Source organism: Microbacterium sp. Z10_103 (genome assembly GCF_058310455.1).
Genome location: NZ_JBZEGK010000001.1, coordinates 1,933,236 through 1,955,372, shown reverse-complemented (window position 1 = coordinate 1,955,372; position 22,137 = coordinate 1,933,236). Strand labels below are relative to the sequence as shown.

At 69.7% G+C, this 22,137-nt stretch carries 23 protein-coding genes and 2 tRNA genes; 13 read left to right on the top strand and 12 right to left on the bottom strand.

The features are described from left to right. Window positions 1-384: 384 nt before the first annotated feature. A complete protein-coding gene (locus AC4FS2_RS09475; protein ID WP_491177818.1) occupies window positions 385-705 on the bottom strand; it encodes a DNA/RNA helicase domain-containing protein in 321 nt (106 codons plus the stop codon). 289 nt (window positions 706-994) lie between these two features. On the opposite strand from AC4FS2_RS09475, the gene AC4FS2_RS09470 reads away from it, so the two are divergent. Then, window positions 995-2,125 carry a site-specific integrase gene (locus AC4FS2_RS09470; protein ID WP_491151830.1) on the top strand — a complete coding sequence of 377 codons (1,131 nt, stop codon included), beginning with the start codon at window positions 995-997 and terminating at the stop codon, window positions 2,123-2,125. Window positions 2,126-2,343: 218 nt separating this feature from the next. Here the strand turns inward: AC4FS2_RS09470 and AC4FS2_RS09465 are convergent. Continuing rightward, window positions 2,344-2,415, bottom strand: a tRNA-Arg gene (locus AC4FS2_RS09465). Window positions 2,416-2,561: 146 nt separating this feature from the next. Here AC4FS2_RS09465 and AC4FS2_RS09460 point away from each other — a divergent pair. After that, window positions 2,562-2,759, top strand: a complete 198-nt coding sequence (locus tag AC4FS2_RS09460) for a hypothetical protein (protein ID WP_491151832.1) — start codon at window positions 2,562-2,564, stop codon at window positions 2,757-2,759. Window positions 2,760-2,877: 118 nt separating this feature from the next. Here the strand turns inward: AC4FS2_RS09460 and AC4FS2_RS09455 are convergent, their stop codons facing one another. The 3 genes from AC4FS2_RS09455 to AC4FS2_RS09445 all read right to left on the bottom strand — a co-directional run bounded on the left by AC4FS2_RS09455 (window position 2,878) and on the right by AC4FS2_RS09445 (window position 4,520). Next, entirely contained in the window at window positions 2,878-3,162 is a 285-nt protein-coding gene (locus tag AC4FS2_RS09455; RefSeq protein WP_491151834.1) for an iron-sulfur cluster biosynthesis family protein, read from the bottom strand. Window positions 3,163-3,279: 117 nt separating this feature from the next. Then, window positions 3,280-3,630: a histone-like nucleoid-structuring protein Lsr2 gene (locus AC4FS2_RS09450; RefSeq protein WP_491151836.1), complete on the bottom strand. Its 351-nt coding sequence runs from the start codon at window positions 3,628-3,630 to the stop codon at window positions 3,280-3,282. Between the two features lie 32 nt (window positions 3,631-3,662). Next, on the bottom strand, window positions 3,663-4,520 hold the full coding sequence (locus AC4FS2_RS09445; protein ID WP_491151838.1) for a response regulator transcription factor: 858 nt from the start codon (window positions 4,518-4,520) through the stop codon (window positions 3,663-3,665). Between the two features lie 139 nt (window positions 4,521-4,659). On the opposite strand from AC4FS2_RS09445, the gene AC4FS2_RS09440 reads away from it, so the two are divergent. Beyond that, on the top strand, window positions 4,660-5,010 hold the full coding sequence (locus AC4FS2_RS09440; RefSeq protein WP_491151840.1) for a DUF485 domain-containing protein: 351 nt from the start codon (window positions 4,660-4,662) through the stop codon (window positions 5,008-5,010). Window positions 5,011-5,042: 32 nt separating this feature from the next. Further along, the gene (locus AC4FS2_RS09435) at window positions 5,043-6,653 is read left to right on the top strand and encodes a monocarboxylic acid transporter (protein WP_491155610.1); all 1,611 of its coding nucleotides are present in this window, start codon (window positions 5,043-5,045) and stop codon (window positions 6,651-6,653) included. 63 nt (window positions 6,654-6,716) lie between these two features. On the opposite strand, the gene AC4FS2_RS09430 is transcribed toward AC4FS2_RS09435, so the two are convergent. Next, a complete protein-coding gene (locus tag AC4FS2_RS09430; protein ID WP_491151842.1) occupies window positions 6,717-7,226 on the bottom strand; it encodes a methylated-DNA--[protein]-cysteine S-methyltransferase in 510 nt (169 codons plus the stop codon). Window positions 7,227-7,426: 200 nt separating this feature from the next. On the opposite strand from AC4FS2_RS09430, the gene AC4FS2_RS09425 reads away from it, so the two are divergent. Together AC4FS2_RS09425 and AC4FS2_RS09420 are read left to right on the top strand one after the other, a co-directional pair. Further along, complete coding sequence (locus tag AC4FS2_RS09425; RefSeq protein WP_491151844.1) at window positions 7,427-11,125, top strand: AAA family ATPase; 3,699 nt, start codon at window positions 7,427-7,429, stop codon at window positions 11,123-11,125. After that, window positions 11,112-11,318: a hypothetical protein gene (locus AC4FS2_RS09420; protein ID WP_491151846.1), complete on the top strand. Its 207-nt coding sequence runs from the start codon at window positions 11,112-11,114 to the stop codon at window positions 11,316-11,318. Before AC4FS2_RS09425 ends, AC4FS2_RS09420 begins: the two co-directional genes overlap by 14 nt. A gap of 601 nt (window positions 11,319-11,919) precedes the next feature. On the opposite strand, the gene mscL is transcribed toward AC4FS2_RS09420, so the two are convergent. Genes mscL through AC4FS2_RS09405 form a run of 3 tightly spaced genes read right to left on the bottom strand, consistent with a single transcriptional unit; the run spans window position 11,920 to window position 13,291 of the window. Next, entirely contained in the window at window positions 11,920-12,348 is a 429-nt protein-coding gene (gene mscL / locus AC4FS2_RS09415) for a large conductance mechanosensitive channel protein MscL (RefSeq protein WP_491151848.1), read from the bottom strand. A 26-nt stretch (window positions 12,349-12,374) separates the two neighbouring features. Beyond that, window positions 12,375-12,680 (bottom strand): FmdB family zinc ribbon protein, encoded by a 306-nt coding sequence (locus AC4FS2_RS09410; protein WP_491151849.1) that lies wholly within the window; start codon window positions 12,678-12,680, stop codon window positions 12,375-12,377. 14 nt (window positions 12,681-12,694) lie between these two features. After that, window positions 12,695-13,291: a 5-formyltetrahydrofolate cyclo-ligase gene (locus tag AC4FS2_RS09405; RefSeq protein ID WP_491151851.1), complete on the bottom strand. Its 597-nt coding sequence runs from the start codon at window positions 13,289-13,291 to the stop codon at window positions 12,695-12,697. 108 nt (window positions 13,292-13,399) lie between these two features. Here AC4FS2_RS09405 and galU point away from each other — a divergent pair, with 108 nt between their 5' ends. From galU to AC4FS2_RS09385, 4 genes are all read left to right on the top strand, one after another. Then, entirely contained in the window at window positions 13,400-14,290 is an 891-nt protein-coding gene (gene galU / locus AC4FS2_RS09400; protein ID WP_491151852.1) for a UTP--glucose-1-phosphate uridylyltransferase GalU, read from the top strand. A gap of 23 nt (window positions 14,291-14,313) precedes the next feature. After that, the gene (locus AC4FS2_RS09395) at window positions 14,314-14,943 is read left to right on the top strand and encodes a GNAT family N-acetyltransferase (RefSeq protein ID WP_491151854.1); all 630 of its coding nucleotides are present in this window, start codon (window positions 14,314-14,316) and stop codon (window positions 14,941-14,943) included. Window positions 14,944-15,090: 147 nt separating this feature from the next. Beyond that, window positions 15,091-16,038 (top strand): large exoprotein, encoded by a 948-nt coding sequence (locus AC4FS2_RS09390; protein ID WP_491151856.1) that lies wholly within the window; start codon window positions 15,091-15,093, stop codon window positions 16,036-16,038. Between the two features lie 67 nt (window positions 16,039-16,105). Continuing rightward, window positions 16,106-16,178: transfer RNA gene (locus tag AC4FS2_RS09385), tRNA-Ala, on the top strand. 254 nt (window positions 16,179-16,432) lie between these two features. Here AC4FS2_RS09385 and AC4FS2_RS09380 read toward each other — a convergent pair. Both AC4FS2_RS09380 and AC4FS2_RS09375 read right to left on the bottom strand, forming a co-directional pair. Next, window positions 16,433-16,972 carry a GNAT family N-acetyltransferase gene (locus tag AC4FS2_RS09380; RefSeq protein ID WP_491151858.1) on the bottom strand — a complete coding sequence of 180 codons (540 nt, stop codon included), beginning with the start codon at window positions 16,970-16,972 and terminating at the stop codon, window positions 16,433-16,435. A gap of 350 nt (window positions 16,973-17,322) precedes the next feature. Beyond that, the gene (locus AC4FS2_RS09375) at window positions 17,323-17,754 is read right to left on the bottom strand and encodes a DUF6069 family protein (protein ID WP_491151860.1); all 432 of its coding nucleotides are present in this window, start codon (window positions 17,752-17,754) and stop codon (window positions 17,323-17,325) included. Window positions 17,755-17,897: 143 nt separating this feature from the next. On the opposite strand from AC4FS2_RS09375, the gene AC4FS2_RS09370 reads away from it, so the two are divergent. The 3 genes from AC4FS2_RS09370 (at window position 17,898) to AC4FS2_RS09360 (ending at window position 20,957) form a co-directional block, all read left to right on the top strand. Beyond that, the gene (locus tag AC4FS2_RS09370) at window positions 17,898-18,623 is read left to right on the top strand and encodes an acetolactate decarboxylase (RefSeq protein WP_491151861.1); all 726 of its coding nucleotides are present in this window, start codon (window positions 17,898-17,900) and stop codon (window positions 18,621-18,623) included. Between the two features lie 475 nt (window positions 18,624-19,098). Next, window positions 19,099-20,229 (top strand): Gfo/Idh/MocA family protein, encoded by a 1,131-nt coding sequence (locus AC4FS2_RS09365; RefSeq protein WP_491151862.1) that lies wholly within the window; start codon window positions 19,099-19,101, stop codon window positions 20,227-20,229. Next, window positions 20,226-20,957, top strand: coding sequence for a ThuA domain-containing protein (locus tag AC4FS2_RS09360; protein WP_491151864.1), 732 nt, complete (start codon window positions 20,226-20,228; stop codon window positions 20,955-20,957). The genes AC4FS2_RS09365 and AC4FS2_RS09360 overlap by 4 nt, the downstream gene beginning before the upstream one ends. A 6-nt stretch (window positions 20,958-20,963) precedes the next feature. On the opposite strand, the gene AC4FS2_RS09355 is transcribed toward AC4FS2_RS09360, so the two are convergent. Then, on the bottom strand, window positions 20,964-22,040 hold the full coding sequence (locus tag AC4FS2_RS09355) for a Glu/Leu/Phe/Val dehydrogenase family protein (protein ID WP_491151865.1): 1,077 nt from the start codon (window positions 22,038-22,040) through the stop codon (window positions 20,964-20,966). Window positions 22,041-22,137: the final 97 nt, after the last annotated feature.

Below are 22,137 nucleotides of genomic sequence, written 5' to 3'. Positions count from 1 at the left end.
GGGCAGCGGTATACCGTTGCCATCGGGATGGGTGTCGCGCAGAAAGCCCAACGGTCCAGCCATCGATGCAGCGAGACATGATGAGTCCCTCCACCCAGGAAACCTGTTCCCGGAAGTGACCGCGGGCGACGCCACTCGGCTCAGATGCGCCCCACGCCAGAAGGACGGCGTCGGCAGCATCTATCCCGTCACGAAGGGCATCTCGGGAGGCGAGCCACGGGAGTTCCTGACGCCCAACGGTTGCGATATCAGTAACGTCATCGGTGGGAACATTCAACAGGTTCACAACTCTGGTCGACTCGAAACTCAAGAGCCGGGCGGCCATCTCGACGCGTTGCATTGTTCGGCGACCCGAGGTGCGTTTAGGAGGCGTCGCCAGGATAGCTAAGAGCATCCCCAACACCGTACAGGAGCCTGATCCGCTAGCCGCAGGCGTGATTTCATGTAGTCGCGCAACGCAGAGTCACAGACACAGATGTACGTACCAATCACTCCACGCGTCAGCAGGACGCCGTAGATTTTACGGATGTACTGGAGCAGGTCGTCGGAGTACAACTTCGAGGCGGGGTTGTTCTCACTGCCCTTCTTATCTCGGTATGACTCACGGTCGATAAACGCCTGGTCCGGCTCAGGGTCGTACCGCGGATCGGGTCCGATGATCACGCCGGCGTCTCCGAGCCCCACATCCCACGGTGAGAGGACCATCGATGGGTGTAGGTTCGGCGTCTTCTTGAAGACGCGTCGAATCGACTCGCACAGCGCAGGGCCGGAGCGCAGCGGAGGACCGAGCACAGAGCGTCGAAAGCGCGGGACGAGGCCGCGGCCGATCGCTACTCTTGCAGTCGGAGGGAGGCGACCCGCCCGCCACCGTCGACACTTGGCGACGTTCTCGGCCATCCCATTGCACCCAGTTTCGCGGCCGTTGACGACAAGATCAACATGTCCGACACTGGCCCGGATACTGGCCGTGGAGCCGGCATGAGCGGAGGTCGAGATGGGCAGCATCACCCCGTACGAGTCGCCCAAGGGTCGCCGCTACCGCGTGCGCTATCGCAAGCCCGATCGAACGGAGGCGGAGAAGCGCGGTTTCACGACGATGCGTGAGGCGAAGTTGTATCTCTCCATGGTCACGGTCTCGAAGGCGAAGGGTGAGTACATCGACCCGGCCTTATCGCGGGTTCCTGTCAGCATGTTCGCCGACAGCTGGTTGCGGTCCAAGCAGCCGCCGATGTCGAAGCCGTCGTACTACATGACGCTCGAGCGGGCGTGGAACAACCACGTCGCTCCGGTGTGGGCGGACAGGGAGATCTCGTCCATCCGACGCTCGGAGGTGCAGGACTGGGTATCAGAGCTCGCGACGCGCAAGTCGCGCACGGTCGTTATCCGCTCGCTCGGAATCCTCGCCGGCATCCTCGACGTCGCCATCGACGATCGGCGTCTTGCAAGCAACCCGGCCCGCCAGGTGCGCAACCTTCCCCGGCATGGGCCGGGCAAGCGCCGCGTCTACCTCACACATGACCAGGTGGCGACGCTGGCGGCGTGCTCGGCATATCCGACGCTCGTCCTGACGCTGGCGTACTGCGGCTTGCGATGGGGCGAGGCTACGGGTCTGCGCGTCCGGAGCGTGAACCGGCTTCGTCGACGCTTCGTCATCGAGGAGAACGCGGTGATGATCGCGTACGAGATCCATGTCGGCACACCCAAGACGCACGAGCGGCGCTCGGTCCCGTATCCCGAGCGTCTCGCGCCGATGATCGAACAGGCGTGCGCCGGCAAGGGTCCCGAAGGGTTGCTCTTCGGCGATGGGGTCAATCACATGCGCAACTCAGGGGCGAAGGGGTGGTTCGCGAACGCGGTTCGGCGTGCGCAGGAGTTCGATCCGTCGATCCCGCGGGTCACTCCTCACGATCTCCGTCACACCGCCGCATCGCTCGCGATCAGCTCGGGCGCAAACGTGAAGGCCGTGCAGCGGATGCTCGGCCACGCGTCGGCGGCGATGACGCTGGACACGTACGCCGATCTCTTCGACGACGATCTGGACGCGGTCGCAACTCGGCTGAACGACCAGATGCCGTTGGTGGCGCTGCCGTCGGGTCCGCAGAAGCGCTACGCCCGACCGCAGTAGCCGCAGAGAGCAGATTGCTCAGTTTTTCGACGAGGCAAACGCAACCAGAAACGCTCGATTTCGTCGTTCTGAGACGTCGAACGACGCGTCGTGATGCCCCTCGAAGCTGCCCCGTTTTCGCCTCATAGCTTTCGCAAATGCGGGCAAAAAGCGGGCAAAAACGGAAAACTAGTTAGGCTGGCCGAAATAAACAGCTGGTCAGACGCAGAAATATGTTGTGCCCCTGGAGGGACTCGAACCCCCAACCGTTTCCTTAGGACGGAACTGCTCTTCCATTGAGCTACAGAGGCTGGCGGCCCCAGTCTACTGAGCGCGCCGGATGCTCCCGGCGCAGACCACCGTGCACACCGGGACGAGCGGGCCGTTGAGTGTAGTGCCCTCGCCGCTCGGGCGGCCAGGGCTATCGCACGGCCGCTACGTAAGGTGGACTGTTTCCATGGCTGCCCCTACGTTCCGTCACGATGCGATCGGGGGCGTCGCCGTCACGGCGTGGGTACTCGGGATGGGCCTCACCCTCGGCCTGGAGAACGACTCGTGGCAGACCGCCGGGGGAGTGCTCTGGTCGGGCGGATTGATCGTCGCCGGGGGAGTGGCCGCGCACGCCTACCGGACGCGGAGTCGTGTAACCGAGTGACGGGACGCTGAGCGGAGCGCCGGACGCTTCGACAAGCACAGCGACCGGCGCACCGACCCGCACCCGGAACACGACAGCGCCCCGGGAGGATCCCCGGGGCGCTGTCGGAAGACGCGGGTCAGTCGCGGGCGGTGACGGCGAACTGCACGCCGCCCTGGCCGTCGGGCTGGGCGTCGAGGACGCGGTCGTCCAGCACAAGCGCGGCCTCGAGGTCGAGGTAGACGCGAGCGCCGTCGTTCTCCACGACGGCGTCGGCCGGCTCGGGGCCGGGAACGACTGTCAGCTGGAACTCCGACTCCGGCGCGCCGGAACCCTGGATACGTACCCCGCCATCAGCCACATCCGGGAACTGCGCGGTGATGGTCTTGACGGCGGTTGTTGCCTGCTCGGTGAGCGTGAGCATGAATGCCCCTTCCGTTGCGGACTCGAAGGCAGCCACGATTCCGAGAATCGGCGCACACCTCAAGCGCCCGCGGCCCACTGCCAGGGGATTCTCACCTGGTGCCGCGAGAGGCGAGGGTCAGTGCGCGGCTTCGTACGCCTCGAGAACGGATGCGGGAATCCGGCCGCGCTCCGAGACGGAGAGGCCCTCTTCCTTCGCCCACGCGCGGATGGCCGTGTAGTCCTGCTGACCGGTCCGCCGCCGGGGTCGCCCGCTCCCGCCGGCCGACGAGGCGGAGCGCGTCGACACCGACCGCGCGGCCCGGATGTAGGGCGCGATGGCGTCCCTCAGGGCTGCGGCATTCTCCTCGGTCAGGTCGATCTCGTAGGCGACGCCGTCGAGGGAGAAGAGCACCGTCTCGCCCTCCCCGACCTCGAGAACGGTGCCGTCCAGGTCGTCGACGAGCTGATGCACGATTCTGCGGGCCATGGTGACACCTTAGGCGAGAGGGGCGGCGGAAATCAGGGGAGGATGCCGAGCCGCCGGGCGCGGGTGACGGCAGCGTGGCGGGTGGATGCGTCGAGCTTTCCCATCGCGGCCGCCAGGTACGACTTGACGGTCGTCTCCTTGAGGTCGAGCTGCGCCGCGATCTCGGAGTTGGTGGCGCCCAGCGCCGCGCACGCGATCACGTCGAGCTCCCGCGCGGACAGGCGGACCTTCGGCTCGCCCGACGCCCCTTCCTGCGCACCGGAGAGTGCGGCCAATCGCCGCTCGACCTGCGCGAGCCGCTGGCGGAGGCTGTCGTCGCGGATGGCTGCGGCCACGCTGCGGAGTTCGGCGTAACTCTCCCGCAGCTCTTCCTGAGCCGCCGGCGTGAGCGGAGCATCCGGCCTGCCCTGCGGCAGCATCGCGATGCGGCGGTCGACCTCGTCCCGGACGCGCAGTTCGGTGGCGAGTTCAGCGGCGACCCGGAACGCGGGCTGCGCGACCACATCGCCCACCGGGGCTTCGGTCCACGACCCGCAGTACAGCACGCCGCGGGCCGACCCGGTCACGACGACCGGCACGGCGAACAGCGTGGAGATCCCCTCGCCGAGGATCGCGCGGTCGTAGTCGTGGGTGATCGTCCGCGACGTGCGGTAGTCCATCGCGAGGCGGGGGCGTTTCTCGACCAACGCGCGTCCGCCGAGGCCCCGGCTCTCTTCGACGACCAGGCCGTGGATGCTGCGGGTGCGGGCCCCCACGATGGTGGTGACGTGGATCGCTCCGTCGCGCTCGAGACCTCCGAAGGCCACGGGGAACCGCGTCCGGCGCGCCAATTCACCGACGGCGTGGGACACGAGATCGGCCTGGTCGAGCTGGGGGCTTGCAACTCCCACGAACTACCTACTTCCGGGGGTGACGGCCACGTCGCCGCCTTCGTAGCGTCGACCATATCACCGGGCACCACCGCGGCGCCCAGACATCCCGCATTCCGGAGCCCGCCGGTGCTCCGGGCCCATGAGGCAAGGAGGCCACATGTCCGATCCGCGTACCGATGCCGCCCCAGGCGCCATCGACTACATCGCGGTCGAGGAGTCCCCACCGTTTCGCGAACTGAAGCGGCGCCAGCGCAGCTTCGTGTTTCCCCTCGCGATCGCGTTCCTCGTCTGGTACTTCGTCTACGTCCTGCTCTCGTCCTTCGCGCGGGACTTCATGTCGCAGCGCGTCGCGGGCGACATCACGGTGGGCCTGCTGTTCGGGCTCGGCCAGTTCGTGACGACGTTCGCGATCACCATGGCGTACGTCTGGTACGCCAACCGCAAGCTCGACCCGCTCAGCGCGGAGCTGCGGGAAGACCTGGAGCGCGCTGAAGGGGGACAGTCATGATGCGTCATCTCACTTCGCTCGCTCAGCAGCCGATGGCCGATGTCGTACACGCCGCCGCGGAGACGGTGGAGAACAACCCGATCCTGAACATCTCGATCTTCGGGGCGTTCGTCGCGGTGACGCTGTTCATCGTCATCCGCGCCAGCCGCAACAACAAGACGGCGGCCGACTACTACGCGGCCGGGCGCTCCTTCACCGGGCCGCAGAACGGGTTCGCCATCTCGGGCGACTACCTGTCGGCGGCGTCCTTCCTCGGGATCTGCGGCGCGATCGCCATCAACGGGTACGACGGCTTCCTGTACTCGATCGGCTTCCTCGTCGCCTGGCTCGTCGCGCTGCTGCTCGTGGCCGAGCTCATGCGCAACACCGGCAAGTTCACGATGGCCGACGTGCTGTCGTTCCGCCTGAAGCAGCGCCCCGTGCGGATGGCTGCGGCCATCACGACCCTCGCGGTGTGCTTCTTCTATCTGCTGGCTCAGATGGCCGGCGCCGGCGGGCTCGTCTCCCTGCTGCTGGGCATCAGCGACACACTCGGACAGTCGATCGTCGTCGCCGTCGTCGGCCTCCTCATGATCGTCTACGTGCTCGTCGGCGGGATGAAGGGCACCACCTGGGTGCAGATCGTCAAGGCGTTCCTCCTCATCGGCGGCGCGCTGGTCATGACCATCTGGGTCCTGGCGATCCACGGCTTCAACCTCAACACGCTGCTCGGGGCCGCGGTCGATAATTCGGCGAACGGTGAGGCCATCCTCGGCCCCGGCCTGCAGTACGGCGCCAACCCGTGGGACTTCGTCTCGCTCGCCCTGGCGCTGGTGCTCGGAACGGCCGGCCTCCCGCACGTGCTGATGCGCTTCTACACGGTGCCCACCGCGAAGGAAGCACGCCGGTCGGTGGTGTGGGCGATCTGGCTGATCGGCCTCTTCTACCTGCTCACCCTGGTGCTCGGCTACGGTGCCGGCGCGCTGGTCGGAGCGGAGACGATCGCCGCGGCGCCCGGCGGGGTGAACTCGGCCGCACCGCTGCTCGCCCTGCAGCTGGGCGGGCCCATCCTCCTCGGCTTCATCTCGGCGGTTGCCTTCGCCACGATCCTCGCGGTTGTCGCAGGTCTCACGATCACGGCGGCGGCGTCGTTCGCGCACGACATCTACGCGAACGTCGTGAAGAAGGGCAACGTGCCGCCCGATGGTGAGGTGAAGGTCGCCCGTCGCACGGTGGTCGTGATCGGCGTCCTCGCCGTCCTCGGCGGCATCGGGGTGCAGGGGCAGAACGTCGCGTTCCTCGTGGCGCTCGCCTTCGCGGTGGCGGCGTCGGCGAACCTGCCGACGATCCTCTACTCGCTGTTCTGGCGCCGGTTCACCACGCGCGGCGCGGTGTGGAGCATGTACGGGGGGCTCGCTGCCGCGGTCATCCTCATCGTGCTGTCGCCGGTGTTCTGGGGCACGCCCACGAGCGTCTTCCGTGACACGGGCGTGGCGATCTGGCCGTTCAACAACCCGGGCATCGTGTCGATCCCGCTCGGGTTCTTCCTCGGCTGGCTCGGCACCATGACCTCGAAGAAGGGCAGCGAAGACCCGAAGAAGGCGGCGGAGATGGATGTGCGCTCCCTCACCGGCTTCGGGGCGGAGAAGGCCACCTCGCACTAGATCCTGCGAGGACCGAGGCCCCGGGGACGGCGTTCCCGGGGCCTCGGCTCGTGCCGGGGCGGCCTACGCGCCCGACTCCTGTTCGAGGCGGAGGAGGTACTCCTTCACCTCCGGATGCCCGCCGTACTCACCGATCGACCCGTCGGAGCGGACCACGCGGTGCACGGGCACGATGATCGAGAACGGGCTCGTGGCGCACGCCGTGCCGACCGCCCGTGCCGCGCCGGGGGAGCCGGCCCGGATCGCGACCTCGCCATAGGCCGCGGTCTCGCCGTACGGGATCTCGCAGACGGCCTGCAGGGCGGCGCGCCCGAACCCGCGGGTGAAGCCCCAGTCCAGCGGCACGTCGAAGTCGCGGCGCGCGCCGTCGAAGTACTCATCGAGCTGCCGGGCGACTCCGGCGGCAGCATCCCGGTCTTCCTCGGGCTGCGTACCGAGAAGGCGCACGAGGCTCTCACGCGCGGCGGCGAGATCGTCGTGCACGACGCGCAGGTTCGCCAGCCGCTCGTCGGCGAACGTGAGGAGCACGTCGCCGACGGGGGTGTCGTGAACGGCGGTGGTGTATCGGGTCATGCTGACATCCTGGCCGCGCACACCCGCGGTGCGGGCTGCGCGACGACGACCTGTGAGCGAATGGCGCCCGTGCCACCCCTGGGGAGGAAGGCCCGATGGCCCGGCGTGTCTGCGAATCGCCCGAAACCCGCGCGGGATGCGGCGTACCGGGGGTACCCGCGCCTACTGTGGCTCGTGTGTGGCGAGGTGAATATAACGCCGTGGTCGGCGAAGAGGACAGAGACGCCGCATCCGTGAACCCTGGAGACCTGGGTGTGGCGGAGCCCGGTGTGAGCGTACGGCACGTCGCCGACCCCGAACGGGATCGGCTGCGCGCGGAAGCGGCGACGCTGGGCGGACGCTCGACGCTGCTGCGCTTCGACGACGCCACCGACGCGGGCATCGACATCACCAAGGCCCACCCCGGCAGCCTGCCGCAGTTCATCACCGGCCGCTCGACGCTGCTGTCGAACCTCTTCCGCGACGAGGTCGCGCTGCGGTCGGCGCGTCTGGCCGCCGAGCGGATCACCGCGAAGAACGTCGAGCTGCGCACCGCGCGCGGCATCGAGCCGGTGCACCTGGCCGTCGGGCTCGCGGAGTGGAAGATCGGGGGAGTGACCTGGTCTGCGCCGGTCCTTCTCCGGCCGCTGGCCATCCGCCGGCACCACGGCGACTTCGAGCTCAAGCTCCACGGCACGTTCTTCATGAACCCCGAGCTGGCGCGCGCCTTCCGCGGCCACTTCGGCATTCCGCTCGATAGCACCGCCCTGGCGGGGCTCGCCTACGACCAGGGGGTCTTCAAGCCGCAGCCGGTCATCGACCACCTGCGCGCGCTGACCCGGCACCTCCCGACCTTCGTCGTGCACCCGCGTCTGGTGATCTCGTCGTTCGCCGACGTGGGTTCGGCGATGGCGCGCGACACCGTCGACCTCGACCACCTGGTGCTGAACGCACTCGCCGGACACCCGGACGACCGCGCCCGGCTGTCGGTGCGCCGGGCTGATCCGGTGGTGACGAGCGCGGATGAGCGCTCTCCCGCATCCGACACTCTTCTTCTGGACGCGGATGCCGAGCAGGAGGCCGTGCTCGCACGGATCGCCGCCGGGCACTCGCTCGCGGTGCACACGCTTCCCGGCACCGGCGGGACGCAGACCGTCATCAACGCGGTCGGGCAGCTCGTGCAGTCGGGCAAGCGCGTCCTCGTCGTGAGCGCGCGTCGCTCGACGCTCGAGGGGATCCGGCATCGCCTCGCGGGCATCGGACTCCCCGGTCTCGCGGTCTCGCCGACGCACCTCCGGCGTGACCTCATCCGTGCCATCGGGCGCAATGAGAAGGCCGAGCAGCCCAAGGTCGCCGAGATCGACGACGCGCTGGTGCGACTGCGCACCGTGCTGCGCGACTATCGCGGGGCGGTCACGGCGGAGCATCCCGCGCTCGGCGTCTCCGTGCTCGAGACCCTCGGTGCGCTCACCAAGATCGCCGGGCTCGCCCCCGCGCCCTCCACGAGCGCGCGGTTCGACCTCGCCACCCTGGAGCGGCTCGCAGGACGCCGCGCCGAGGCATCCGCGGCGCTCGCCGCAGCCGCGCGGCTCGGAGAGTTCCGTTTCGGCCCCGACGACTCGCCTTGGTACGGGGTGTCGTTCACCCGCACCGAGGATGCGCGCGCCGCGCACAAGCTCGCGGGCAAGCTGCATCGACAGGACGTGTCGGGGCTGCTCGAGCGCGGATACGAGCTCATCGCTCAGACGCGCATGCGCCCGTTCCACACGATCTCCGAACTCGGCCAGTACCTCCGGCTGCTGCGGGGCATCCGCGACTCGCTCGACCGGTTCAGCCCGACGGTGTTCGAGCGCCCGCTGCTCGAGCTCATCCAGGCGCACGCGCCGCGCCGTGACGCGCCCACGATGAGCGGCCCCAATCGGCGTCGGCTCAAGCGCCTGTCGAAGGAGTACGTGCGCCCGGGCGTGCACGTCCCCGACATGTACGAGGCGCTGGTGCGCATCCAGCAGCAGCGCACCGAGTGGCAGCGCGTCGTCGAGGCCGGCGTCACCCCCGAGGTTCCGCTCGGGCTCGCCGACGTCTCCGTCGCCTGGCAGCGCGTCGACGCGGAGCTGAGCGAACTGGACGCGATCCTCGGCCGCGACGGCTCGGAGCGACTCGCCTCCCTTCCCGTGCAGCGCCTGGTGCGGACCCTTGCCGGCCTCGCCGCCGAATCCGAATTCTTCGACAACCTCGTCGAGCGCGCCAAGCTGCGCTCCGAGCTCGCGCAGCTCGGCCTGGAGTCGCTTCTCGTTGAGCTGTCGGTGCGCCACGTCCCCGAGGATCGCGTCGGGCAGGAGCTCGAATTCGCGTGGTGGCAGTCGGCGCTGGAGCACTTCCTCCGCACCGACCGTGCCCTCCTCGGAGCCAACACCACGGTCGTCGACCGTCTGGAGCGCGACTTCCGTCTCGTCGATGAGGCCCATGCCGCGGCATCCGGGCCCCTCCTCGCCGCCCACCTCGCCAAGCAGTGGCGCATCGGGATCGTCGATGAGGCCGCTGAAGCCACGGCCCTGAAGGACGCGCTCAAGCGGGGACTCAACACCCCGCGCGAACTCGCCGATGCCGCCCCGACGCTGCTGAACACGCTCGCGCCGGTGTGGCTGGCATCCCCGTACGAAGTGCCGGAGATCCCCGACGAGCGGCCGTTCGACGTCGTCATCATCGCGGATGCTGCGGCCCTGTGCCTCGCGGAGGCCGTGCCCGCCATCCGCCGGGCACGTCAGGTCGTGCTGTTCGGCGACCCGGTCACGCAGAAGCCCACGGCCTTCCGTGTCAGCGCGACGCTCACCCCGGATGACGGCGAAGACGAGGTGCCGTTCGACAGCGTCTCGGTGTTCGAGCGGCTCGCGGAGCTTCTTCCGGTCGCGACCCTGACCCGCAGCTACCGCGCCGGCGGCGAAGACCTCGCCGAGCTTGTCAACGACGCGTTCTACGGCGGCGAGATCGTGTCGCTGCCGTGGGCGGGGTCGTACCTCGGCCGGGGCAGCCTGAGCGTGGACTACGTCGAAGGCGGAACCGGCGCCCCCGACCCCATCACCGGGGCCGTCGAGAGCCCCGACGCCGAGGTCGCGCGTGTCGTGACGCTCGTCGTCGAGCACGCCGTCAACCGCGGCGCCGAGTCGCTCATGGTCGTCACCGCCAGCGCCCGCCACGCCGAGCGCGTCCGTGCCGCCGTGGAGTCGGCGTTCGCCGGCCGATCGGATGTGGCCGACTTCGTCTCCCGCGACACCGCGGAGCCGTTCGCCGTGCTGACGCTGGAGGAATCGGTCGCCGAAAGCCGTGACCGCGTCATCTTCTCGCTCGGATTCGGTCTCACCAAGCACGGCCGGGTCCTCAGCGACTTCGGCGACCTGTCCACCCCCGACGGGGAGCGGCTGCTCACCGTGGGCATGACCCGCGCGCGCCGGTCGATGGTCATCGTCTCCTCCATCCGCCCATCGGCCTTCGACGACGGCCGGCTCGAGCACGGCGCGGCCACGCTGATGAGCATCCTCGGCGGCCTCGCCGCCCGCGGGCGCGACGCGCGACTCGAGGACCTCGCCGACCCGCTCACCCTGGCCCTGGCCCGGGAATTGCGGCGCCTTGGCCTCGCGGTCGACGTGCACTACCGCGGTCTTCTGCCCCTCGTCGCCCAGCACGGCGGCAAGGCGGTCGTGGCCGAATCCGACCCGGAGACCGCCGCTGATTCCCTGCGCGAGACCCTGCGCCTCCGCCCGCAGACGCTGCGGCGCCTGGGGTGGCACTACGTCCGCGTGCACGCCTTCGACCTGTACAGCGACCCGGCGTCGGTCGCCGCTCGCATCGCCGCGCTCCTCGGGGTGCAGCCGGACGGGCCGACCGCCGACGCGGCGACGCAGCCCATCGATGTCCCCGACTGACCGCCAGCGGATCGAACGCGTCCCCGGCGCGCGCCGGGCGAAGCTGACACCAGCGCCCGGCACCGCACCCGAGCCGGTGCCCGCGGACGAGCCGGCTGAGGAATCCGCGGAGGTCGCGGGCGCAGCATCCACGGTTCCGGTGCGCGGACCCAATGACGAGCAACTTCGGCGGGACGTCCCCCCGCATTACTGAGGCGGGCGTGCGGCGGGCGGGCGGGCGTGCGTGCGGGCGGGCGTGCGTGCGGGCGTGGCGTGCTCACCCCGGGCGGGTGGGTAGGCGTGCGTGCGTGCACTTGCGGAGGAGATGTGCAGTGCGGAGGGCCGTATTGCCTTGAACCGTCCTCCGTAAGTGACTTCTCCTCCCGAGCCGCTCGGGGCGCGGTGGTCGCTGCGGGCGAGTTGCCGACCGAAGCGGTCCGGGCGGGCAGCTGGGGAGGAGATGTGCAGTGCGGAGGGCCGTATTGCCCTGAAACGTCCTCCCTAAGTGACTTCTCCTCCCGAAGTGCTCGGGCGTGGCGGTCGCTGCGGGCGACGTCGCCGACCGAAGCGGCCCGGGCGGGCGGCTGGGGAGGAGATGTGCAGTGCGGAGGGTCGTAAAGCCCTGGAGCATCCTCCCGAAGCGCCATCTCCTCCCGAACCGCTCGGGCATGGGGTGGCTGCTGCGGGCGAGTTGCCGACCGAAGCGGCCCGGGCGGGCAGCTGGGGAGGAGATGTGCAGTGCGGAGGGTCGTAAAGCCCTGAACCGTCCTCCGAAGCGCCATCTCCTCCCGAACCGCTCGGGGTGGAGGGAAGGCTCAGCGGGCCGTGGCGCCCGACCGCTGCGTCTCGAGCAGGTCGCGGATCTGGACGAGAAGCTCCTGCTCAGTGGGAAGCTTCGGCTCGTCGGCCGCTTCGCTGATGCCGGCGCGCGCGGCGGCGCGCTCCTTGATGCGGTTCATCGGGTAGACGAACACGAAGTAGACGACCGCAGCGACCGCGAAGAAGCTGATGACGGCGCTGAGGAGCGAACCGAGTGGGAAGGTGACTTCCTGGCCGTAGATGCCTGTGAAGGTCGGACCGAACTGGCCCGCCGCATCCGCTTGATAGAACAGCGCCACCAGGGGATTGATGATCGAGGTGACGACGGCGTTGACGATGGCGGTGAACGCGCTACCAATGACGACGGCGACGGCCAGGTCGACGACGTTTCCGCGGAGAATGAACTCCTTGAATCCTCTGATCATGGGCTTCTCCTTTTCCGGGGGGAGTGTCATGAGTCAGACGAGGCCGAGGCGGCCGGGCTGCTCTTGCCCGACGATGCCGATGAGGAGGACGCTGCGCTACCACTTGCGCTTTCGGAACTGCTGGAGGTGGAGCTGTCGGAGCTCTTCTTCTCGGCCGCGCGCGAATCGGTGCGGTAGAAGCCGGAGCCGTTGAAGGTGACGCCGATCGACCCGTACTCCTTGCGCAATGCACCTCCGCACTCCGGGCACACGCTCAAGGTGGGCTCGGCGAAGGACTGCACCGCGTCGAAGCGGTGGCCGCATTGTTTGCAGGCATACGCGTAGGTGGGCATGGGGCTCCTAGAGTTCAGCGGGACGCGGGGGAGAAGGTGAGGGTGCGGGTCGGCGTCACGATGCCGGTGACCGGCTGGTCGTGCACGTCGCGCGGGACGTCGTCGAGGAGTTCCGAATCGAAGACCACCGCGTACACGGGCGGGCAGTTCTCCATCGAGCCGATCGTCTTGTCGAAGTAGCCACGGCCCCAGCCCAGCCGCATCCCGGTGCGGTCGACGGCCGCCGCGGGGATGACCAGCAGATCGACGTCGTTGACGGCGATCGGGCCGAGCACCTCGCCGACCGGCTCGGGCATCCCGAGCAGTCCGTCGGTGATGTCACCGCCCGGGACAGCGACCGCCCAGTCGAGGAGACCGTCGGCACGGGTGATCGGAAGGAGCACGCGGATGCCGCGGCGCACGGCCGCGTCGACGAACCCGCGGGTGCCGGGTTCGGTCGGAGTCGACAGGAAGCACGACACCGACCGGGCGCCGACCCGCGCGACGAGGTCATCCAGCTGCGCGCGGATGCCCTCCGCGGCGTGCTCGCGGGCGGCATCGGACATCATCTGCCGTCGCTCGCGCAGGTCGGCGCGCAGTGCGCGCTTGGCCTGCTCGATGGTGTCCGACATGCTGTCGATTCTAGGCGGGCGCCGGAGTGCCGCCGGCGAAGGGCCGGCCTACAGGCGGGAGGTGGATGCTTCACGCGTTGTTCACACGCATCCCGCTAACCTGTGTTCATGTCGCATAAGCCCTTCAAGGCCGTCATCCCCGCCGCCGGACTCGGCACGCGCTTCCTTCCCGCCACAAAGGCGATGCCGAAGGAGATGCTGCCGGTCGTGGACAAGCCAGCCATCCAGTACGTCGTCGAAGAGGCCGTCGCTGCGGGTATCGACGACGTGCTCATCATCCTCGGCCGCAACAAGAACAACATCGCGAACCACTTCGACGCGATGCCCGAGCTGGAGCAGAAGCTCCGGGCGAAGGGCGACGAGGACAAACTCGCCAAGGTGGAGCACTCCTCCGACCTGGCCGATATCCACATGGTGCGCCAGGGGGAACCGAAGGGGCTCGGTCACGCGGTGCTGCGCGCCAAGGCCCACGTCGGCGACCACCCCTTCGCGGTGCTGCTCGGCGATGACCTCATCGACGAGCGCGACGCGCTCCTGTCGAAGATGCTCGAGGAGTACGACGGCCGAGGCGCCACCGTCATCGCCCTCATGGAGGTGGACCCCGCATCCATCCACATGTACGGGGTGGCAGCCGTCGAGCCGACCGACGAAGACGATGTCGTGAAGGTCACCCAGCTCGTGGAGAAGCCCGCGGCCGAGGATGCGCCGTCGAATCTCGCGATCATCGGACGGTACGTCCTCGGTCCTGACGTCTTCGAGATCCTTGAGCACACCGAGCCGGGCAAGGGCGGCGAGATCCAGCTCACCGACGCGCTGCAGGAACTCGCCCAGGGTGCGGGCGACGGGGGCGGGGTCTACGGCGTGATCTTCCGCGGTCGCCGGTACGACACCGGAGATAAGGTGGACTACATCAAGGCCATCGTGCAGCTGGCGGCGGACCGCGAAGACCTGGGTCCGGAGCTGCGTCCCTGGTTCAAGGAGTTCGCGGCGGGTCTTTGACGCTGCTAGATCGAGGGAGTGGGATGGACCTGTCGATCCCGCGACGACACGGGCCGATCTCCATTCGGCTCGTGCGCCCCCGCGACGCCCGAGCGCTTCAGAACGAGCTCCTGTCGAATCGCGGATGGCTTCGGCCGTGGGAGGCGACGAGCCCGGACGGACCCGTGTCGTTCGACATGCGGCTCGGCATCCGCCGGCTTCTGCAGCAGCACCGCGACGGCGCGGGCGTTCCCTTCGTCATGGAGTACGACGGGGAAGTAGCCGGCCAGCTCAACGTGTGGGGCATCGCGCGTGGGTCGCTGGCGTCGGCGACGATCGGATACTGGGTCAGCGAACGGTTCGCTGGACGCGGGATCACCCCGACGTCGGTGGCGCTCGCCACGGACGTGTGCTTCGACGAACTGCGCTTGCACCGCATGGAGATCTGCATCCGCCCCGAAAACGTGGCGAGCCTCCGCGTGGTGGAGAAGCTCGGGTTCCGGTACGAGGGACTCCGGCGCCGCTACATCCACATCAACGGCGACTGGCGCGACCACTACGCCTTTGCGCTGGTGCGCGAAGAGGTTCCCGACGGGGTGCTGGCGCGCTGGGTGAGCGGGCGGGTCCCGCCGGATGCGGCGACCGTGCCGCCGTCCGACCGACTCCCGGCCTGAAACCCGGGCTCATCTCTGGGGCGACGATCGGGTGCGGTTCCGCCGCGGTTTTCCTCGACCTGACGGGCCGCGATGCATCCGCACTGTGCGACGACACGCGCGCGCGGTGCGCGGGGAAAAACGGCCCGGTCGCATACCGTTAGGCGCATGGGCGGGCAGGTGTTGGGCGGTGGCGTGATCGTCGCCGTCGCCGTCGCGCTCTGGCTCGTGTATTTGCTGCCCTCCTGGGCCAGCCGCTACCAGTACACCTCATCCGAGCGTAACGCCGTTCGCCTGAATCAGGCGCTGCGGGTGCTCGCCGAGACCAGTGAGACTCCCCGCGAGGTGAGGCTCGAGCTGAACGCACGCACCGCCCTCGCCCAGCAACGTCTCGCCCGCCGCGCTCAGGCCGAGCGGGAACAGGCGGACCTCGCCGTGGCACGAGCCGCCCTGGAGGCTGCCAAGGAGGAGAGCGCCACCGAGCGCGAGCTCGCCCGTGCCGCCCAGGCCGAAGCCGTCGCCGCGGCACGCGCTGAGCGCGCAGCCGTGCGCGAGCGCCCGGCCCTCCGCCGCGCACGTGCACGACGACGGATGCGGTTGACCACCACCGTCCTCGCCGTTGCCGCACTCGCCGCCGCCGGCGTCGGGGTGTGGCAGTTCCTGTCCGCCGCGACCTCCGTGCTGCTGTGGGCCGGCGGCGGAATGTTCCTGCTGTCTGCCGTGGTGCTTATCCGGATGTCCCGCGTCGCCTCGCGCGGAGCGGTTCGCGAGAGGCCCGTCGCCGCGACCGAGCGCGTCGCGCCCGCCATGCCCGACCTTGCTGTCGGTCGCCCGCGGTCCGCGGCGTGGACGCCGCGGGAGCTGCCGAAGCCGCTCGCCTCGTCCAGCGGCTCACGCGCGGCAGCCGTGCTCGACGCCCAGGAGGCCCGCGAAGCCCTCCGGGTCGCCGCGCGGGAAGAGGCGATCCGCGATCTGGCCCAGCAGAATCAGCCGCCGTCGATCGACGAGGCACGCGTCGCCCGTGCGTCGGAGTTCACCCGCATGGGCTACGTCGACGATGCCGAGATCGAGGCGCACGTGCGCGACCTGCTCACGCGTCGCGCCGTCGGCCAGTAGCCCTCGCGCGGAGCTGCCGAGCGGCGCGGGGAGCCTCTGCCGCCGTGATAATGTAGCGGAGGTTCAGGGGCCTGTGGCGCAGCTGGTAGCGCACCTCGTTCGCATCGAGGGGGTCAGGGGTTCGAGTCCCCTCAGGTCCACCCATTGTGATGTCTCGCGACATGCGTCTCATATGTCGCGAGACAGCTGTCACTTAACAAGAGCCCGGCCATCGGCCGGGCTCTTGTTGTTCGTGCACGCGAGCCGCACGCCCCGCGACCCGGGGACCGCCGCGTCTCGGCCTCCCGGCGCACGACGATCCGGGGCCGCGGCCGGACTCCCATCACGGCATCGCAGCATCCCGTATTCGGCGTCGGATCTCGCTCGGGCGGCCTGGCCGGAGGAGAAGCCTCGGCTAGAGCAGGGACTTCTCGTAGACCCGGAGAACGCTCGGGGTGGCGAGCAGAGCGCCGAGCGTGGCGTGGTGCGCGGCGAGCTCGTCGTCGCGTATGTGCTCGTAACCCAGTCGCCGGTACCAGCGGTCAAGCTCGGCCTTCGATGCGTTGCTGCCGTCGAGCGGAGTGAGGACCTCGATCTGCATGGCGCTCGCTGCAGCGTCGCGGGCGAGGTCTTCGGCCGCATCGACCAGCCCCCGCCCGATCCCGGCCCCTCGGACACCGGAGTCGACGGCGAGCATGCCGAGCCAGCCAACCCCGTCGGCGACGGCCGTCCGAACGACACCGACGAGTCGCTCGTCTGCGTATGCGGCGAGGATCTCCCCGGCGCCCACGGCTGCCGCGATCTCGTCGTGATCGGTGCGAGGCGTGCCGGGGTGCCACATCCCGACTTCTGCGGCCGCGTAGACGTCGTTGGTCAGTGCTGTGACGAGGTGCACCAGGTCGCTGTCGGCAGCGGCCGTCGGAGGCAGCAGGCGAATCGAACGTGCGGGAGTCACAGCGACTCTTTCCCGGTGAGGCTCAGCGGAATACCGGTGAACCGCGTTCGCGGATCGACGTTGAGCGCATCGGTCCGTCTCGTGAACAGGATCTCATCCGATGTGTTGGTCATGGTCAACGTGTGTGTTTCCCGTCTGAAGAGATGTCGGCGCGGGCGCGAGGATCTGCCCTCGCCCGCGCCGCCCCTCGGCCCGGGGCGACGGTCACGGTAACACCCCGACCGTCTGGAGCATCCGTCGTTATCCCCAGGCTTCGCCTTCACCTCTCGGCTGAGAGGGCGACCTCTGTGCCGTCGGCACGCCGGTGATCGGCTCGTCGCGATTCGGTTCTCGGGACCGCCCGCGCGTCATCACGGGTGACCGGGCGAGCGCGCCGGCGCGATCCGCTGCCCGGTGACCACCGCGATCGCCGCGACCACGAGGTGCATGAGCATCAGGGCGAGCACGCCGAGCACGCTGGTGCCCGGGATGAAACCGCCGACGAGCAGCAGCACGTCGGGGATGAACGACACGAGCACGAGCACCGGCACGAGGACCCGCAGGAGCCGCGCGGATCGGCGCACGCAACGGACGACCAGCACCCACCCCGCGATACCGGCGAGCACGCCGGCGATGCCGAAGGCGAGGTAGGGCCCCGGTTGCAGGGGCGCGAACGTGCTGTCGGCGCCCAGCGCGAGGGCGCCCAACGCCACGGCGGTGAGGGCGATCGCCGTCGCGACGACCGCGGCGAAGACCAGGAGTGCCGCCGTGGCGGCCCGGGGGCGGATGAGCTCGGTGGACATGATGCTCCGATCGTCGGTGGATGACTGTGACGCTACGGTCGCGGCTCGGTGCCCACATCTGCCGGACGATGTAACCCCGCTACCTCCGGGGGGAGTACCGGTTTCGCGCCGTGTGCCGTCGCCGGGGCTGTAGCGTCGCCGCCATGACCCTTCTCACCACCGACGCCGTCACCCAGTACGCCGTGCTCGATGCGCTCCTGGCGGGCGCCTACACCTCCGGACTCCCCGCCACCGATGCTCGCCGGCTGGGGGACTTCGGCATCGGATGCTGCGATGGGCTCGCCGGCGAAGTGATCCTGGTCGACGGCGACCTCCTCGAATGCACCGATGAGGCGGCGCCCCGCGAGATGGCCGACGACGAGTCGCTGCCTTTCCTCGACGTGTGCACGTTTCCGGATGTCGCGGCTGAGACGGTCGGAGCCCTCGACCTGGCCGCCTTGACGGCTGCGGTCGAGGAACGCCTGGTCAGTCGGAACCTGTTCCACGCCGTCCGGGTGGACGGGGTGGTGGCGACCGTCCGCATCCGCGTGCCGCGTCGCCGGGAGGCGCCTTTCCGGTCGCTCGCCGACGTTACGCGCGACCAGGTCGAGACGGTGCTCGAGGAGCGCACCGGAACGCTCGTGGGGTTCTGGGCGCCGGAGATCTATCAAGGGATCGCCGTGGCTGGGCTGCACCTCCACTTCATCGCGGCCGACCGGCTCTCCGGCGGGCACGTGCTCGAGGTCACGGTCGCGACAGGGGAGCTGCGCCTCGCCGCGTATCCGCGCTTCGATCTGCGCCTCCCCACCGACGAGGTCTTCCTGCGCACTCCGCTCACCCACGGCGACGATCACCGCATCGTGGCCATGGAGGGCGGCGTCTCCCACTGACCCCGCTTTTCGTCGCTGCGGGGGCCCTTCGTCTCGTCGCTGCGCTCCTCGCTCAGGGTCCGGTGCTTTCGGACGCTGAGCGAGCGCAGCGAGACGGAGCGTCGACCCCGAACGGTACCGTGGGGGCCCTTCGTCTCGTCGCTGAGCGAGCGGAGCGAGACGAAGCGTCAGGGTGCGGGCCCAGCGGCGCGGCCGGTCGCCTCCCGGACGCTGAGCGAGCGGAGCGAGACGAAGCGTCGGCCCCGGACGGTACCGTGGGGGCCCTTCGTCTCGTCGCTGCGCTCCTCGCTCAGGGTCCGGTGTCCCCGGGCGCTGAGCGAGCGCAGCGAGACGAAGCGTCGGTGGCGGCCGGTGCGGGATCGCGGAATTCCCGCAAGGCGCGCCCGCGTGGGGGACCCCTGTGCTTGACTCCAAGCGGGCCGTTCCTTCGGGCGCCGCTCAGCACACATCGCCTCATCCACCCCCCGGAGAGTCCATGACCGTGGCATCACCCCGTCCATCCACCCCTCCGCTGCGTGTCGGGGTCGTCGGCCTCGGCTGGGCCGGTCAGCAGCACATCGCGGCGTACACCGCGCATCCCGATGTCGAGCTGGTCGGTATCGCGGGCCTGGAAGAGAACGCGCGCCGCGAGCTGGCCGAGCAGTTCGACGTCGAGGTCGCGGTCGCCGATTGGCGAGAGCTGCTCGACAGCACGCCGCTGGATGCGGTGAGTGTCGCGGTGCCGACGTTCCTGCACGCCCCGGTCGCGGTAGCGGCTCTGGAGCGCGGCATCCACGTGCTTTCGGAGAAGCCGATCGCCCGCAGCGCCTCGGAAGCCGCCCAGATGGTGGCGGCCGCCCGCTCGGCGGGGCGCGTGCTGCAGGTCGCGTTCAATCACCGTCTGCGCGGCGATGTCCGCACGCTCGCGAGCGAGATCTCCTCCGGCGCGCTGGGGCGCATCTACCACGTGCGTGCGGCGTGGCTGCGACGCGCGGGCATCCCCACTCTGGGCAGCTGGTTCACGAGCAAGGAGCTTGCCGGCGGCGGTCCGCTCGTCGACATCGGAGTGCACATGATCGACTCGGTGCTCGACCTCATGGGCGAGCCGCGAGTGCTCTCGGCCTCCGCGGTGGTGCACGCCGAATTCGGCCCGCGCGGTCTCGGCGGCCCGGATGCGGCGCTCGGCGGCAAGCAGTTCACCGGCTCGGCGTTCGACGTCGAGGACTTCGCGACGGTTCTGCTGCGCCTGGAAGGCGGTGCGTCCGTCACGCTCGACACGAGCTGGGCCTCGTATCGCCCGAGCGGCGACGAGTTCGGCTTCACCCTCTACGGCACCGAGGGCGGCGCCGAACTGCGCGTGGTGGACTACGCCCCGGCGACGGATGTCGCCCTCTACTCCGGCACCGCCGATGCGGTGGCCGATCGCGTGCTCCCCGGTGGCGAGCCGGCCGGACACCAGGGCGTCGTGGACGAATTCATCCGCACCGTCCGACACCCCGAGGAGTGGGCGGCGAACGACGGCAGTGTGGCCGCACGCCGCGCCGCGATCATCGACGCCTGCTACCGGTCGGCGGAGGAAGGGCGGGAAGTCGCCGTGGAGCAGATCGAGATCGGAGCGATGAAATGAGCGCGATTCGCGTCCTCGTCTGGAACGAGGGAGAGCACGAGCTGCACGACGCCGCTGTGCAGGAGATCTACCCGGACGGCATTCACGGGGCGATCGCGGAGGGCCTCCGCGACCTGTTGGGGAGCGACGTCGAGGTGCGCACGGCCACGCTGCGCGATCCGGAGCACGGCCTGTCGGAGGAGGCGCTCGCCGCGACCGACGTGCTCCTGTGGTGGGGGCACATCGCCCACGACCAGGTCGACGACACGGTCGTGGACCGCGTCCACCAGCACGTGCTGTCGGGTATGGGCCTGCTGGTTCTGCACTCGGGCCATTTCTCGAAGATCTTCATCCGCCTCATGGGCACGACGTGTTCGCTGGCGTGGCGGAACGACGGTGAGCGCGAACTCGTCTGGACCGTGGCCCCGGGTCATCCGATCACCGACGGGGTGGAGCATCCCATCACCATCGACCGGCAGGAGATGTACGGCGAGTTCTTCGACGTGCCCCAGCCGGACGAGCAGATCTTCGTCTCGTCGTTCGCCGGTGGCGAGGTGTTCCGCTCCGGCCTCACCTACCGGCGAGGGCGCGGACGCGTCTTCTACTTCTCACCGGGCGACCAGGAGTACCCCGTCTACCACCACCCGCAGATCCGGCGCGTGCTCGCGAACGCCGTGAGGTGGGCGCACCCGGGGGATGCCCCGCGGGTGCTGCCCACCGTCACCAACCCCGCGCGTACGCACGGGTGAGGCGGCTCAGCCGACGAGCGCAGTCCGGGATGCTCCGGCGCTGAGCCGCTCGGCGGCGAGTCCTTCTGCGGCCATCAGCGGGGTCACACCCCGGGTTTCGGCCTCGTCGAAGATGCGCCGCGTGGTGTCGCCGATCGCGGCGACGCGCGCCATGATCTGCGCGCGGTCGCCGAGTCCCTTGTCGGCGGCGTCGAGGTAGATCACTCCGCCGGCGTTGGCGACGAAGTCCGGGGCGTAGAGGATGCCGCGGGCCGCCAGGCGCTCTGCTCCGCTGCGGTCGGCGAGGGGGTTGTTCGCCGGGCCGCACACCGCGCGCGCGTCGAGCGCGTCGATGACCTCGTCGGTGAGGAGGCCGCCGATCCCGGCGGGAACGAACACGTCGGCGGTCACGAGGTGCTCGTCGCCGGGTGCGACCCAGGTCGCGCCGAGGTCGGCGGCGAGGTGGCGCTTGGCGGGGTTCACGTCGGTGACGTGCAGCACGGCGCCCTCGGCGGCCAGCCGGACGGCGAGGCGGCTTCCGACCTGTCCCAGCCCGGAGATGGTGATGTGGCGACCGGCCACGTCGCCCGAACCCGCGACACGCTCGAGGGTCGCACGCAACGCCTCGTACACGCCCACGCTCGTCGGACCGGCCGGCTCGCCCGAGCCCCCGGAGGCATCCGGCAGACCGACGACGGACGCGGTCCGTTCGCGGACGACGAGCATGTCTTCGGCCGTCGATCCGACGTCCTCTGCGGTGCGGTAGAGCCCGCCGAGTGACTCGACCGCGTCGCCGAGGTCGAGGAACGCCGCGCGGCGGCGCTCGGGGTCGAGGACCGTTCCCTCGGTCAGGCCGATGACGGCCTTGCCGCCGCCGGCGTCGAGTCCGGCCGCGGCGTTCTTCAGGGTCATCGCGGCCGACAGGCGAAGCACGTCGCCGAGAGCGGCGCTCCAGTGCGGATACGTCCAGACGCGGGCGCCGCCGAGAGCGGGGCCCAGCGCGGAGGAGTGCAGGGCGACGGCGAGGAACAGGCCGCTGCGTTCGCCGGTCCTCACCTCCACGCGTTCGTGGGTGAATTCGGGCAGGGGCAGGGCAGGAGTCATCGTCGATCCTCTTCCGGCGGGCTTCGTGGGCCTGGGGTTTCGGATGTCACGGGTGTGCGGCATCCGGAAACCATTGTGCCCGGGGACTCCACCGAAC